At 44.3% G+C, this 15,616-nt stretch carries 13 protein-coding genes; 12 read left to right on the top strand and 1 reads right to left on the bottom strand.

The window, feature by feature from the left end:
- The first annotated feature begins 51 nt into the window (after positions 1-51).
- A complete protein-coding gene (locus ACPF7I_RS13440) occupies positions 52-2,055 on the top strand; it encodes an S-layer homology domain-containing protein (protein WP_430745744.1) in 2,004 nt (667 codons plus the stop codon).
- A gap of 25 nt (positions 2,056-2,080) precedes the next feature.
- Here ACPF7I_RS13440 and ACPF7I_RS13435 read toward each other — a convergent pair whose 3' ends face one another.
- Complete coding sequence (locus ACPF7I_RS13435; RefSeq protein WP_430745745.1) at positions 2,081-2,641, bottom strand: hypothetical protein; 561 nt, start codon at positions 2,639-2,641, stop codon at positions 2,081-2,083.
- Positions 2,642-2,781: 140 nt separating this feature from the next.
- Here ACPF7I_RS13435 and ACPF7I_RS13430 point away from each other — a divergent pair, with 140 nt between their 5' ends.
- The 11 genes from ACPF7I_RS13430 to ACPF7I_RS13380 all read left to right on the top strand — a co-directional run bounded on the left by ACPF7I_RS13430 (position 2,782) and on the right by ACPF7I_RS13380 (position 15,616).
- Positions 2,782-3,516, top strand: a complete 735-nt coding sequence (locus ACPF7I_RS13430) for a WecB/TagA/CpsF family glycosyltransferase (RefSeq protein WP_430745746.1) — start codon at positions 2,782-2,784, stop codon at positions 3,514-3,516.
- On the top strand, positions 3,513-5,054 hold the full coding sequence (locus ACPF7I_RS13425) for a putative polysaccharide biosynthesis protein (RefSeq protein WP_430745747.1): 1,542 nt from the start codon (positions 3,513-3,515) through the stop codon (positions 5,052-5,054). Before ACPF7I_RS13430 ends, ACPF7I_RS13425 begins: the two co-directional genes overlap by 4 nt.
- Positions 5,055-5,121: 67 nt before the next feature.
- A complete protein-coding gene (locus ACPF7I_RS13420) occupies positions 5,122-6,306 on the top strand; it encodes an RNA-guided endonuclease InsQ/TnpB family protein (RefSeq protein WP_430745748.1) in 1,185 nt (394 codons plus the stop codon).
- A 178-nt stretch (positions 6,307-6,484) separates the two neighbouring features.
- Complete coding sequence (locus ACPF7I_RS13415) at positions 6,485-8,356, top strand: DUF5693 family protein (protein WP_430745750.1); 1,872 nt, start codon at positions 6,485-6,487, stop codon at positions 8,354-8,356.
- Positions 8,353-9,435 (top strand): polysaccharide pyruvyl transferase CsaB, encoded by a 1,083-nt coding sequence (gene csaB, locus ACPF7I_RS13410; RefSeq protein WP_430745751.1) that lies wholly within the window; start codon positions 8,353-8,355, stop codon positions 9,433-9,435. The genes ACPF7I_RS13415 and csaB overlap by 4 nt, the downstream gene beginning before the upstream one ends.
- A 94-nt stretch (positions 9,436-9,529) precedes the next feature.
- Positions 9,530-11,638, top strand: coding sequence for a methyl-accepting chemotaxis protein (locus ACPF7I_RS13405; RefSeq protein ID WP_430745752.1), 2,109 nt, complete (start codon positions 9,530-9,532; stop codon positions 11,636-11,638).
- Positions 11,639-11,724: 86 nt separating this feature from the next.
- The gene (locus ACPF7I_RS13400) at positions 11,725-12,210 is read left to right on the top strand and encodes a competence protein ComK (RefSeq protein WP_430745754.1); all 486 of its coding nucleotides are present in this window, start codon (positions 11,725-11,727) and stop codon (positions 12,208-12,210) included.
- 40 nt (positions 12,211-12,250) lie between these two features.
- Positions 12,251-12,679: a DUF1284 domain-containing protein gene (locus tag ACPF7I_RS13395; RefSeq protein WP_430746030.1), complete on the top strand. Its 429-nt coding sequence runs from the start codon at positions 12,251-12,253 to the stop codon at positions 12,677-12,679.
- Positions 12,680-12,788: 109 nt separating this feature from the next.
- Complete coding sequence (locus ACPF7I_RS13390) at positions 12,789-14,135, top strand: aspartate kinase (protein ID WP_430745755.1); 1,347 nt, start codon at positions 12,789-12,791, stop codon at positions 14,133-14,135.
- Between the two features lie 60 nt (positions 14,136-14,195).
- A complete protein-coding gene (locus tag ACPF7I_RS13385; RefSeq protein ID WP_430745757.1) occupies positions 14,196-15,119 on the top strand; it encodes a processed acidic surface protein in 924 nt (307 codons plus the stop codon).
- Entirely contained in the window at positions 15,101-15,616 is a 516-nt protein-coding gene (locus tag ACPF7I_RS13380; protein WP_430745759.1) for a class D sortase, read from the top strand. The genes ACPF7I_RS13385 and ACPF7I_RS13380 overlap by 19 nt, the downstream gene beginning before the upstream one ends.

Below are 15,616 nucleotides of genomic sequence, written 5' to 3'. Positions count from 1 at the left end.
ATAATTGTTCTATAGATATAGTCGACATCAAAGGAAATTGAGGTGTGTAATATGAAAAGTAAAAACTCTAGGAAACTTTTATCAGCTTCCCTAGCTGTCAGTTTAGGTCTTACTCCTATGTTTGTGTCTTTTCCGTCCGCCACATATCAAGTGCTTGCCGCAGAAAATCAAGGGGAATTTCTAAGTCGTCTTGTTTCTATTTACAATCATCTAGATGATGAAACTAAAGAAGTATATGCAGTGGCGAAAGCGCAATTGAATGCATTAAGTGATGAACAATGGGCAGATGTTTTAGGTGACATTCAGACGACCGTCGATCAAAAAACGTCCCCTGGAACGGCAATCCGTATGTTTAAAGACCTAGCAAATATATTGTTTAGTAGTGGAACGACTTTAGAAGCTAATGTAAATCATTTCAAACGTACGTATGCAACAGAGTTTTCTTTAATTTTCGGGCCTGAGTTGACGGTTGATGCTTTGCTCACATACATAGGGGCGATGGAAAATGAATTTTGGAATCATATGGATCAAGGCATCCAAGCTGCTTTATCGGGTGATGTTAACGAGTATTACTCTTTTATTCGCATGATTCGTCAAAAGGTAGATCAGAAATATCCTTCGATTTCTTTTGTTAGTGGAACTTTGAAAACAGGGTTAGGCGTTAACATCGAAGACTTATTTATGTTAAAACAGCGTTTAGATGGGCATTTAAGTAAAGAACTTACTTCTTCGCAACGCACTAAGTTGAAGACGGGATTAGTACAAGCAGTCCTTTCTTCTGGAAATCCATATGAAACCCTTCCATTTTTGACGAACAATGATGGGAATAAGGTAACGATCGGTCAGGATGTCGCGGTGACAAAAGAACAAACGAACAGCAAAGGTCAAAAAGAAAAAGTAACAGAAGTAAAAGCGGAGAAGATTGCGGACATCGTCAATCTTGTGTCAGCACAAAATAAAGAGATTGCGTTAGGTGTTGGAACGCTTGGGGCAAATGAAGTAGCCAAAGCGGAAGTACCTGCGAAATTGTTCGGTGATGTAGCTGTAAAGGAAGTAAAAGCGGTAGTTCATGTTCAAACAGATAAAGCATCGTACAAGTTGCCTGTAGCAGAAATTCAAGCTAAGTTAGCTGAAGTGGCACAAAAATTAGGTGCAAGCGTAGAAAACATTAAAATTGTAATTGAAATGACGAAAGTCAATCCGCCTCAAGGGGTATCGGCTGTATCAGATGCGGTAGAGTTTAACATTGTCGCTACGGCAAACAACAAAACAGAGTCAATCACACGTTTCACTCAATACGTTGAACGCGAATTAAAGGGAACGAAAGTGTTTATCCCACATCGCTCAGTGGCGGTACGCGTCGATGCTAACGGAAAGCTTGTATCTGTGCCAACGGTGTTTAACGGTGACCAAGCTACCGTGAAATCATTAACTAACTCAACATATGTTGTTGTTGAAAATCATAAAACGTTTGTGGATGTAGACGGTGGAAAAACATGGGCTGAAGCGTATATTGAGGCGCTTGCGTCAAAGTACATCATTAAAGGAAAAACAGATCAAATATATGCACCGAAAGAAAATATGACGCGTGCGCAGTTCGCTGTGCTATTAGTTCGTGCTTTAGGTTTACCAGGTGAAGCATACGATAAGCGATTCAAAGATGTAAAAGGAACAGAATGGTTTAACGAAAATGGGGAACTTGCAGCAGCGGTGAAACATGGAATTATTCAAGGAAAAGGAAACAGCTTGTTCGCACCAAACGCTCCAATTACTCGTGCGGAAGCTGCGGTCATGCTAAAACGAGCGTTAGAACTTTCTTTCTTGAACTATGACATGACGCAATTAAATACGTCGAAAAAAGTGACGGATTTCAAAGATGCTGCACATATTAAGTCGTGGGCAACAGACGGCGTAGAAAAAATGTATCAAGCTAACATTTTTACAGGTCGGGAGAACGAACGTTTTGTACCGAATGGTTATATAACACGCGCGGAAATTGCCAAAGCGTTAGTGAAGTTTTTAGCTTCAGCCAAATTAATGAATGATGTGCAATAAAAAGGGAGCGAATCGGCTCCCTTTTTTATATGAGTTCAATTCCTTCTAAAATCATGCTTGCGAAAAAGCCGCTGATGTGATGAAGTGCTTCGAGCACCGCTTTTGGATCGGCATGGAAAAAGTCTTTCATCATTGGCTGATTTTGTTCATGAATGAACGCAAAAATAAAATCTGTTTTGATGCGATTGCTTAATAATACAGGGCAGTAGCTTAGTTCAAGTTTTCGTTTCATATCTTTTTCGCCGCTAAAATGTTTTTGATACATGTCGCGCAACGTTGGCAATTGTTGTTCAATTTTTTGGTGGGCATCCGTGACCCACGCTTGTACAGCTTCTGCAGGAGGAAATTGTTTATTGAGCAAAATGAGCTCAAATATTTTGTTTAGCGCGAAACTTGATTCTGTCGCAAAAGCGACGTTCGTCAACAATAACGAAACGTATTGTTCTTCTGTTTTTGTTTCCATGCGCATTTTCATAAAAATCTCTAATATTTCGGAGTGTACTTTCGTCTTCGTCCAATCTTTTGTTAATTGTTGAACGAGAGCCATTACCGTGCGATTGACAGTATCGTTTGTCCATTGTTCCATGGCGTATGCAACCCTTTCTTATACACATATGTATACCATTAGTTTACCAATGTTATGCCGAAGAAGAAATAGTCAATTGTTATATTCATGTGATATGATTAATAATGTTGTCGAATGATCGAAGCGAAGGAGAGTTTTTTATGTCGTTTCAAACGATTCACATACTTGGAGTTCCATTTGTGCGCGCGACGATGGATGAAGTCGTTTCTGTGATTCACGCGCGCGTGAAGCAAAAAAGGTCTTGTTTTATCGTTACGGCCAATCCTGAAATTGTTATGAAAGCAAATGAGGAACCTTCATATATGGCGACCATTCAGCAAGCGGATTATGTCGTTGCGGATGGCATCGGGGTCGTGAAAGCGGCTGAACTGCTCGGAACGCCGCTTCCAGAGCGAGTGGCTGGCTACGACTTGCTTTGCCGCTGTTTGCAGCTTGCCGATGAACATACATATCGCGTATATATGATCGGCGCAAAAGAAGAAGTTGTACAAGCGGCAGCGAAGCATGTGCGCGACCGCTATCCGAACGCTCGTTTAGTCGGGGTGCGCAACGGCTACTTCGATTGGAACGATGAAACGATCATCGAAGAAGTGAAGCGAGCCGAACCGGATTTTGTTTTTGTGGCGTTAGGCATGGGAAAACAAGAACAGTGGATTTCTCAACATATACAGACGGTCGGACGCGGTGTATGGATGGGTGTCGGAGGTAGTTTTGACGTGCTTGCTGGAGTGGTGAAGCGCGCGCCGGAACTATGGATCCGTCTCCATTTAGAATGGTTGTATCGACTGTTAAAGCAGCCGACGCGGGCGAAGCGAATGCTTGCGTTGCCGCGCTTTGCGTGGATTATTTTAAAACAAAAGGTTGTCGGAAAATGAGCCAGTCATTTATAAAAGGAACGATGATTTTAACGATCGGTACGATTATTTCGAAAGTGCTCGGCAGCATTTTTCGTATTCCGCTGCAAAATATTGCAGGGGATAAAGTGCTCGGTATTTTTAGTCTCGTTTACCCGCTTTACATGGTTGCCTTAATTTTATCTGTCGCAGGCATTCCTATTGCGGTGTCAAAATTAATTTCGGAAGCGCGCGCCCAGCAAAAAGAAGATGAAGTGGCGCATCTCGTGCAGACGGCAAGCATGTTGGCGTTTAGTTTCGGCGTGCTCAGTTTTTCGCTCCTTGCAGGAGGCTCCTCATGGATCGCCCAAGCATTAGGTGGCAAGGAAGCGCAATGGGCGATTATCGTCGTCAGTACGACGTTGCTTATCTCGCCATATATGGCTGTATATCGCGGCTTTTTCCAAGGGCTTGAAGATATGAAGCCGACAGCTACGTCGCAAGTACTTGAGCAATTTGTGCGCGTTGCTTTTATTTTACTGCTTGCTTTTTATATGGTTCGCGCTGCGTATCCAGACGATGTCGTAGCAGGGGGGATCATGATCGGTTCACCGGTCGGGGCGCTTGCTAGCCTTATATATTTACGCATGTTGTACCGCCGTTCCCTCTATCGTCCGAAGCGCGTAAAACTTTCACGTGTGCAATGGATCAAGACGAGTCGAACGATTTTAGCTTTATCTATTCCGATTGCGCTTGGAGCGCTTGCGATGCCATTTTTAAATTTGGTTGATTCGCTCTCCGTTCCGATTGCGCTTCGTTGGCATGGAACAGAAGCAGGAGAAACGAGCTACTTATTTGGGCTGTATAGCCGTGGAACAGCACTCGTACAAATTGCGACCGTATTTTCATCTTCCCTTGTGCTCCCGCTCATTCCGCTGTTAAGTAAACAGCTAGCAAAAGGGGAAATAAACCGAGCACAGCAAACGATCGAACAGTCGTTTCGTCTATCCCACTTTTTATCATGGCCAATTGCGGCAGGACTCGCCGCTTTAACCGTTCCGCTCAACATCGCTTTATTTACAAATGATGAAGGGAGCGCGACGATGGCGGTCGTGTTGGCAAGTTCTATATTTACATCATTCGCGTTGCTGGGGACAGGCATTTTACAAGGTATTGGCGAGTCGAAACGAGCTGCGTTCATTATTTTAATAGGCTGTTTCGTGAAATGGGGGGCAAACGTTTTATTTATTTCACGGTACGGCTTAATCGGTGCCGGCATTTCGACGTTCGTCACATATGCGTTTATTACGTGGGCAAATCATGATGCGATTCGTCGGCGCATTCCGCTCGCATTTTGGAATCGCCAAGCGATCATTTACGCACTCGCCTCACTCATGATGGGCGCATGTTTATTTTTCATTTCCCCAACGTCTAGTAGAATGGCTTCTCTCGCTTATGTAGCGGCGGCAACGATCGGAGGGGGCTTGCTTTATGTTGGGATTGTGCTCGCGCTCGGTGGCGTTACGCTTCAGCAAATGCGCCAATGGTTGAATCAAACGAAGAAGGTTGGAAACAGTTAAAATAAATTTATAAAATTTAGCCAAACTCTATATACAACTTACAAAATGATTCAGGAGTTGGTAAAAGATGATAAAGACTTATAAGGTCATGCTTTTGCCAAACAATAAGCAAAGAACAAAGTTATTTCAGTGTGCAGGCGTATCCCGGTGGGCATATAATTGGACGTTGGCTACACAACAAGACAACTACAAAAATGGCGGAACGTTTTTAAACGATAATGAGTTAAGGAAAACGTTGACACAGTTAAAAAAGCAAAAAGAATATGCTTGGCTTAACCATTACTCAAACAATATAACAAAACAAGCGATTAAAGATGCTTGCCAAGCGTATAAAAACTTCTTCGAAGGTAGGACAGGGTTTCCAAAATTTAAGTCAAAAAAGAGAAGTAAACCAAGTTTTTATCAAGATACGGAAAAAATAAAAATCACAAAAACGCATGTAAAATTGGAAAAGTTAACGACTTCGAAGAAAAAGAATAAGCAAACATTCAACTATGTTAAGTTAGCTGAAAAAGACAGAATACCAACAGGGAGCAATATAAAATATTTCAACCCAAGAATCACGTTTGACGGAATAAATTGGTGGCTCACTATTGGAGTTGAAGAAATAGAAAACAAAAACCAAAATTATACTGACGGCATAGGCATAGATTTAGGGGTAAAAGATTTAGCCGTCGTTAGCAATGGACAGAAGTTTAGCAATATAAACAAATCAAAAAAAGTGAAGAAGCTAGAAAAAAGACTTAAAAGACTACAACGTAAACTAGCGAAAAAATATGAGAAAAATAAAATAAAAACAGAAGGAGGTGAATTCCGTTACAGAAAAACAAACAATATAAAGGAGTTGGAATTCCTTGTTCTAAAAACGTATCGAAGGCTGAAACATATCAGGCACGATTATATTCATCAAATCACTGCATCTTTGGTGAAAACCAAGCCGGAGTATGTTGTGATGGAGAACCTAAACATTCGTGGAATGTTAAAGAATAGGAAACTATCTAAAACTATACAAGAACAAACATTCCACGAGTTTAAAAGGCAAATGGAATATAAATGTGCTTGGAATGGGATCAAGTTTATACTTGCAGATCAATTCTTCCCTTCGTCTAAAACTTGCAGTCATTGTGGTGCTGTAAAAGATAAACTTTCTTTATCAGAAAGAACGTTTGTATGCGATGAATGTGGAAATAAAATAGACAGGGATGTAAACGCAAGTATAAACCTAAAAAATTATGGCAAATCAATATCATAGCACCTAAAAGCTATTATTGATATGTACCCATTCGTTAGTGGGGAGTTTAAGCCTTCGGAGCGCCATATCAAACGAGAGTAGCTTTGGCGAAATCGGGCGCGATGAACAAGGAAAGAAACATAGGTCTTTATAAGATTTTTAGCTATCTTATAAAGCCTTATAAGTTTTCTGTAACGGGATGAAACACGTGAAAAAATGGTTGTTATTTATTATAGCGATTTCGCTCGTGCTCATCGCTCCAGCGGTAGGCAAGCGGCACGAAGTGGAGTGGAACAATCGGACGTATGAAATGATGATGCCGTACGACGAAATCGAGGCGTGGCTGCAGGAGGATAGCGAACATGTTTGGAAGAAGCTGAAAGAAGCTGGGTTAACGACGGTGAGCGTAGAAGCAGAAACGCTCGATTCGCTTGAAAAGTCAGGACATGTGTTATTGTTAAGGATGGATGAATGGAAGCATACGCTCGTTTTACTAAATGAACGTATCGATCAAATGCCATCGCGCGGACTTGTGGTGTATCCGCTTAATGATGCGTTCCCAGTCGCTTCGTCATTACGTGAGACGTTCGGTGGTGACGTTCAGGAAATTGAAATCAATCAAAAAACGTACTATGTCATTGAAGGGAATGCGAAAAAAATTGAGCGCGTGCCGCTTGGATACGATGAAGCAAAAGTCGCCCATGTCATCGAACGCGGTTTCATGGTTGTACTTCGCATTCCAGATGCGCGCGATATGAATGATGCGAGCGTGCGCGTGCTTCAACAAGTAGAAACGTTAAAAAATGAACATATGTCAAAACTGCTTCCTACTGGTGAACAAGTGGCAGGCTACCCTGCTGATGTGGAGAAGTGGGGAGAAAGATGGAAACGCGCAGGATATGCTTTATTGTCAACAGAGTTTTATGAAGCAAAAGGATTGACGACATTAGCGAAAGCGATGGATGTGCACGTTGTTCGTTTGCATAGCTTAAATTTAGAGCAGCGAAAGCCAAATGAAGCGGTTGATGTGGCGATTCGTGCGATTAAAGAGCGCAATATTCGCGCCCTATTTATTCGCCCGTATACATCCGGAGAGACAGCACAAAATATTGAAAAAACCGTTTCGGTTATGAAACAAATCGTTCAACATATGCCAAGCCACTATACGCTAGGAAATAGTGAGCCGTTTGCGCCGGTAGAACGGTCGTCTATGGCAACTATTGGCTTAATTGTTGGGACGACAGCTTTCCTTTTTCTCGCTATTCGTTCGCTCGTTTCGCCGTCATGGGCATTTGTGGCAGGAGGGGGGGCGTTCGCTCTTAGCTTGGCTGGTGCATTTCTCGCGATCGATTTAGCATGGAAAGCACTTGCTTTACTTGTAGCAATTGTGACACCTGTTTACGCTGCAAAGCCTTCTTCCGTCCAAGAAGGATGGCGCGGAACGATGATAGCATATAGTCGTGCGATCGTCATTTCGTTTGTCGGAATCAGCTGGATTGTGACGATGTTGTATGGAAACGAGTATATGGCTTATGTTGGCGAAGGATTTCGTGGGGTAAAGCTTGTTTATGTCGTGCCAATTGTAGCGATGGTCGCGCTCGTTTTGCCTTCAATCATTCAAGAGCCGATTGTACCTTTTATGAAGCGGCTATGGAAGCACCCGATTACCGTTGGACATGTCGTGCTTAGCTTGATTATTTTCGCTTTGTTGGCATACTACGTCTTGCGCTCTGGCAATACAGGGGCGGCGAGTGCGTTTGAACTAGCAGCAAGACAAAAGTTAGAAGAGTGGTTGTACGTACGCCCGCGCACAAAAGAATTTTTGCTCGGTTTTCCAGCGTACGTGCTCGCTTTAGCGGTCATAAACCGACAGAAGAAATTAGGCGCTGTTCTTCTCGTTGTAGGAACGATCGGCTGGTTGTCGATGATTAACACATTTACACATTTACACATTCCGCTCTTCATTTCATTCATTCGCACGATGTATAGCCTCGGGCTCGGATTTGTATTCGGTGTCGTGCTCATTTATGCTTATCGTTCGGTATGGAAATGGAAAAAGGTGATACGATGAACATTGTCATTTCTGGTTATTACGGTTTTCATAACGTGGGAGATGAAGCTATTTTATATGCAATCATTCAGGCGCTTCGTGCCCACGATCCGCATGTGCAAGTGACGGTTCTGTCGAACGATCCATCGTTTACGGAACGAACGTACGGCGTTCATGCAGTGAATCGCTGGCGAATAAACGAAATCATTCAAGCGCTCCGCGACAGTGATGGATTGATTAGCGGCGGTGGCAGCTTGCTTCAAGATCAAACGGGCTGGCGCAGCATTCCGTATTACACTGGGATTATGCAACTAGCGAAATGGCTAGGAAAGCCGGTGATGGTATATGCTCAAGGGATGGGGCCTGTCAACAAAAAGCCAAATCAATGGCTAATGAAATGGACGCTTAATCAAGTCGATCGCATCACGGTGCGCGATGAGCCGTCCGTTCAGCTATTGCATACGTTAGGTATAAAACGATCGATTACAGTCGTACCTGATCCAGTGATGGGACTGAAGCCGCCGACGTCGCCAGCGACGTGGTGGAACGAACAATCGTTTACCCGTCCAGTCATTGCCGTTTCGGTGCGCGATTGGCCGCGCGGTCGCGATTTTGAAAGAAAAATAGCGGTAGCGCTCGATCGATCTGTACAAGCCGGATATGATGTTGTATTTATCCCGATGCACGGACGTCATGATGATGAAACGTCCCGTCGCGTGCTTCAGATGATGACTGAACATGCGGTTGTAGCGCCGTATGACGCAAGCATCGAAGAGAAAATGGCGATCATTCAAAGTGCTCATTTGCTCGTAGGTATGCGTCTGCACGCTCTTATTTTCGCAGCGGTCGCCCATACGCCATTTATCGCTTTGTCGTACGATCCGAAAATTGATGCGTTTGCCGAGCAAGCAAACCAACCGGTGTTTGCGCATGTCGAACGAGACGACTGGGACGGCGAAGCACTATTTTCCTATATTCAGCAATGTATGAGTGAACGAGAAGAACGAAAAGAAACGATGGCTCGCGCAGTCGCGTTGCTTCAACAATACGCACAACAAACAGCCGCGCAAGCGCTCGCTTTATTCCGAAAGAAAAATTAGGTCTAATGGCCTAATTTTTATTTTTTTTATATAATTTTCACGAATCGTCTGATAAAATAGAAAACAATATATACATATTGGTTTCGTAAGGAGCGTGGATGAGGCGGTGTTTACGTTAGGGAAAAAGTTGCTTAATCGCTTGCCTTTTAGTAAAAAGTTCATGTTGTTAGCGACTATTTTTATGTTTACGTTGTTTGCAGTAAGCGTGTTATACCTTCGACTGTTGATACATAAAGAAACGTTTATTGAAAAAGAACAACAAGGGATTGCATATATCACCCCGATGATTGATGTAATGCATGACTTACAAAAGCATCGCGAATATACGACGACCGTTTTGTTAGGGCATGGGAAAGAAGAACATGTAACAGAAGCGCAAAAGATGATAAAAAAGTCGGTTGACTCGCTGCAAGCTGTACATCAAAAGCAACGCGCTTCGTTTATTGACGAACAACAGTGGAAACAGCTTATTCAACAAATAAACGATATACAACAAAATTGGACGACGTTCACCGTCTCCGAAGCAACAAAACGCCACAATGCGCTCATTTATGATGTGCAAAAAATGTTGCTTTACATCGCTGACCGCTCGAACGTTTCGCTCGATAACGATATGAACAATCATTATTTAGCTCGCTTGTTCATCGAGCATGTTCCGTTTTTAACGGAAACGATTGGCGGCGCGCAGTCATACGCGGCAGAACTGACGCTAAAGAGCGAATTGTACGAAATCGAACGTTCGAAAATGACGTATTGGACGAATGTACTAGAGACGGCGATGCAAACGGTCAGCCGTTCTACTGCCCCTCTTTTTGCCGACCAAGAAGCGATGCGGAAAAAAGTGCAACAATATAACGATATCATTTCGACAGATTTATTAAGCATGACGAGTTTGTTCCAACGTGAATTTTTGCAAACGAACAGCATTTCGCTCACATCTGTTGACTTATACGAAAAAACGAACGGTGCACATAAAACATTGCATGAGCTTGCCCGTTTTTCGCTTCAAGCCTTTCAGCAACATTTAGATCGCGAATATCGTGCGGTCATGCTTGAAAAATGGGTGACGATCGGTTTTGGAGCGTTCGCGGTAGCGGTTGTTATTTACTTATTTATCGCGTTTTACATGGCGGTGCGCGAGCAAATTATCGCCATTGAACGAGCGAGCATGCAGGCGGCAAGTGGGGATTTAACGGTGCAAATGCCTGTTTCTTCAAACGATGAGTTTGCGCATATTGCCCAATCGTTTCACTCGCTTATCGCTTCGTTTCGTGCGATGATTAGCGCCAATCAGCAACTTTCTCGCGATGTGTCCGCGTCGGCTCACGAGCTGACCGCCATTACGGAGGAGGCGGCGCAAGCGATGGAACAAGTTGGGGCGACGATGGAAGAAGTGGCAGCCGGATCAAGCAAGCAGCGCGTTTGGGCTCAGCAAAATGCCGAATCTGTCCAAACGCTCGTCGATGATACGAATTATATTTTATCGCGCTCACAACAGGCGGCAGAAGCGGCGCGGGCGATGACGGCAGAAGCAGAAAAAGGAACGGCCGCCATGGACAAAATGATCGAGCAAATGAAAACAATGAACGGCTTTATTACGCAATCGAGTGAATGGATTCAAGCGTTGCATCAACGATCAGCCGATATTGCCCAAATGGCAACGATGATTACACATATCGCTGAACAAACGAACTTGTTGGCGTTAAACGCTGCTATTGAGGCGGCGCGCGCAGGCGAGCACGGCCGCGGGTTTGCGGTTGTCGCGGATGAAGTAAGAAAATTGGCAGAACAATCGTCTTTATCGGCGAAGCAAATACGTGAACTATTGCAAGAAGTACAAACGGATACGTCACAATCGGTTGAAGCGATGGAGCACGTGCGCAAAGAATCAGAAAAAAGCATGGTGCTCGCACGCGAAGCGGATGACACGTTCGATCGCATTCAACAAACGACGAATGACGTGATGGTTCAAATGGACGATGTCGCCCAAAAGATTGCCGTTATGACGAGCGCTTTTGATGAGCTAGCATTAACGATGAAAGAGACGGAAGCGATCGCACAAGAAGCAGAACAGCAAACACAAACGGCGGCAGCTGCGCACGAACAGTTGCTTTCCGCTGTGCAAGAAATCGCGGCGAATGTGCAAACGTTAAGCGATAAGGCGCAACATTTAGCGGAAAAAGGGAAGCAGTTTATTGTATAATCTCGGAGTTTTCCGAGATTTTTTGTTGTTAAAATTATGAAAATTCATTATAATAAATGGCGAACATACATTTGTGAGGGGGTTATATGATGGAACGGATGGAAGAGTACATTATTATGGAAGAAACGGCTGCGCTCGTGCCGCGATACGATGAATATGGCCGGCTCGGCACGATTGTGTACGAACTGTACAATACGTACAAAGTAGAGCAATCACCGAAACAAATTATGGAACAAAGCTGCCGTTACTACGGAAGTACATATGAAGGAAAAGTGCATGCGGCAAAACATATTCTTGGCATTCGGCAAATGGTTCCTGTCTCCGTTTGTGAAGCGCTTCGGCTCTACTTCTTTCCAACATGTTCTCCCGACAGCGATCGATGCATATGGATTGCGCAATCCCACATCAAGACGATACAGCCATATGAGAAAAAGAAAACGAAAGTCATTTTAAAAAATAAACAAGAACTCATTGTTGACATACAAAAAGGGACGTTGGAAGGGAAAATGTACAAAACAGCAATGCTCATTTTCATTTTACAACAAAGAATAGTGAATAACTATGAAAAATAGTGTATAATATCTCGGTAGTATAAGAGAAAAGGAGACGATGATGAGGACGTTGCGTGGACATCATTTATTATGTGTGCATGGGTTTCAAGGGATGGGATATAGCGAATCGTTCGTGGAAAAGATGAGTGAAATTGTTGCGCTCATGCGCGATCCCGATATGGATGTGCCGATTCGTGTCATCGCTGCTCTCGATGAGGCGTGTTATGCATGTCCGCACCATGGGATCGACCGTTGCGAGGCAGATGAAAACTCGAACGAGCACGTATTAGCGATGGATCGGCGCGTGCTCAACCATTTACAGCTCGAAGAACGAGGAGTTTATATGAAGTCAGAGCTTATCGAACGAACGAAGCGAGCCGTTGAGCCGGATGATTTAGATGTGCTTTGTGCCGGATGTTCATGGCTATCGTATGGCGTGTGCAAAGAAGGAATACGAAAATTGAAAAATTTTTCTGACAAAAACGAATAAAGATGTGCTATGATAAGAAAATAAGTTGACTTGCTTACGATGAAACGTAAAATAGCGGCTTATACAGCTGTTATTTTTATAGAAAAATAGAAAGAAAGGGTTATCGCATATGAAAGTCGCAAAATTTGGAGGAAGTTCTGTTGCCAATGCACAGCAATTTCAAAAAGTCGCACATATCGTGACATCGGATGAAGCGCGCAAATTTGTCGTCGTCTCTGCCCCAGGCAAGCGGTGTAAAGACGATACGAAAATGACGGACTTGCTTATTACGTTAGCAAAACAAGTGATGGAAGATGAGTTGTACGAAGGGGTGCTTGCGCAAGTTGTCGCGCGTTACGATGAAATTGTTACCGACTTACATTTGTCGCGCGATATTTTAGATGTCATTTCCGCAAGCTTACATCAAATCATTGATACGTATCGCGATCAACCGGAGCGATTGCTTGATGCATTAAAGGCGAGCGGAGAAGATAACAACGCGAAGTTGATGGCGCATTATCTTCGTCAACTCGGTTATGAAGCGCATTACGTCAATCCGAAAGATGCCGGCATTTTCGTGACGGATGAACCGGGGAATGCACAAATTTTGCCTGAGTCATACGATCAGCTTGCTCGTTTAAATGAGCGAAGCGGCATTTTAGTGATCCCTGGTTTTTTCGGCTATTCGCGCTCTGGGCATATCGTGACGTTTCCGCGCGGTGGTTCAGACATTACCGGCTCGATTGTAGCCGCAGGTGTGGGTGCCGAGCTGTATGAAAACTTTACCGACGTCGATTCCATTTACTGCGTCAATCCATCGATCGTCGAACATCCGTGCCAGTTAAAAGAATTGACGTATCGTGAAATGCGGGAGTTGTCGTATGCCGGTTTTTCCGTTTTTCATGATGAAGCGCTCGAACCGGTGTATCGTCGTGGTATTCCGGTATGCGTGAAAAATACGAACAATCCTGAAGCACCGGGAACGATGATCGTCGCCACGAGAGATCATCGCGATCGCCCTGTGGCAGGCATCGCAAGCGACACCGGCTTTTGTAGCATTAACGTCAGCAAATATTTAATGAACCGCGAAATCGGATTTGGACGCCGGTTGTTACAAATTTTAGAAGATGAAGGCATTTCATACGAACATACGCCATCAGGCATTGATAATATGTCGGTCATTTTACGGGGAGAACAATTAGCTGGAGACGTAGAACGCCGCGTTTTAGAGCGCATCGTGAAAGAGTTGCGCGTAGATGAAGTGTCTATTGAACGCGATTTGGCGCTTATTATGGTCGTCGGGGAAGGAATGGAGCGGAGCGTCGGTATTGCGGCGAAAGCGACGGCAGCGTTTGCGCGGGCGAACGTGAACATTGAAATGATTAACCAAGGTTCATCTGAAGTGAGCATGATGTTTGGCGTGAAGGCGGATGCGGTCGAAAGAGCGGTGCGCGCGCTATATGAAGTATATTTCTGATCGTATAAAAATGGAATAATCGAGCAAAATAACCATAGCACACATAAGGGAGGAAAAAACATGCGCGTGCTATGGTTATTCGTTTGTTTTTTATTTGCCACGCCGGTGCAAGCGGCCATTTCGGAAGAAGCGTTGCGGCAATACGTCCATGACATCGGCTGGACGATGGACGACTTAACACGTTATTTAGCGAAATGGAATATGACAATCGATCATTTTTCTTCATTGGAAGCGTTAAAAAAACAATTAGGCACTCCGATCACACCGGAACGTCTTGATGAGCTATTGCTCCGTTACGAAATGACGAAAGAGGAAGCCGAAGCGCTTCTCGGGCAGTTTGGTGAACAATTGCAACAATATACATTTATTGAAGATTTATCATACGCCCTATCGTTTTATCGCGACCGTTATGAAACGATGCAAGCGATGACAGACATTTTAGCGACAATCGGGCTAACGGAAGATGAAATTCGCTGCCTATTTGAACGAACCCCTCTGTCAGCGAAACAGGCGCTCGAACGCCTTGACAAAGATGTGCAAACGCTCCTGTTGCGCGATTCAGCGACACCGCTTACAAATAAAGAGCGAAACGCGTTGTATGCCCTTTGGAACGAATGGTTATCTCTTTACGGGCTGCAAGCAAACGTGTACGAAGTGACTTCCGAAGGGAGAAAGCCCATTTCTTTTGAGCAACTTCAAACGGTGCATGCCCCTGTCGTGATGGAATGGTACGACGATGAAGGCCGCTTTGTTGCCGATTTATATATCCCGTACGAGCGGCTCCATTCAAGCACGCTCATTGATGCAAGCGAGCAACTCGCCCATATCGGCATGATGGCGCTCGATTTAGAAAGCGGTCTCCTTGTCGCGCGCATGCCAAAAACAGCTTCTTCGTATGGCATAAACATGCTCATTGGCGTCGTTTTCCTTTTCATCAGTTTCGTGTTATGGAAGAAGGCGAGAACATGCGAGCCGTTGCGTTAGCGTTATGTCTTTTTGGGGCTTCGCTCATTTGGGCGAATGCGACGAATTGGTATGAGGCGTATGAAGCTGTCCAACGAATGGATCGTCCGCCCGGTCCGACAAATGATGCGATCGGGATGCTGTCGATTCCGAAGCTCCGTCTTGCCATGCCCGTTTATGAAGGAACGACGGAGCAACAGTTGCGGCGAGGGGTCGGGCACGATGAGCGAAGTGCGCTTCCCGGGCAAGGCAATCATACAATTTTAGCGGGACATCGCGATACAGTGTTTCGTCCGCTTGAGCATATTCAAGTCGGTGACGAGTTAGTCATCAAAACAAACAGTGGCACATGGACGTATGTCGTTCAACATATTCGCATCGTCTCACCCGACGACCAAACGGTTCTCGTTCCGAAAGCGAATCCGACGTTGACGCTTATTACATGTTATCCGTTTCAATGGATTGGGCATGCTCCAAAACGATACGTTGTCGTAGCGAAACAAAAAATGAGAGGCTGA

The organism is Anoxybacillus dikiliensis, assembly GCF_050613275.1.
Taxonomy (GTDB): Bacteria; Bacillota; Bacilli; order Bacillales; family Anoxybacillaceae; genus Anoxybacillus.
The sequence above is the reverse complement of the archived record's forward strand: the minus strand, read 5'-3'. Positions and strand labels throughout refer to the sequence as shown.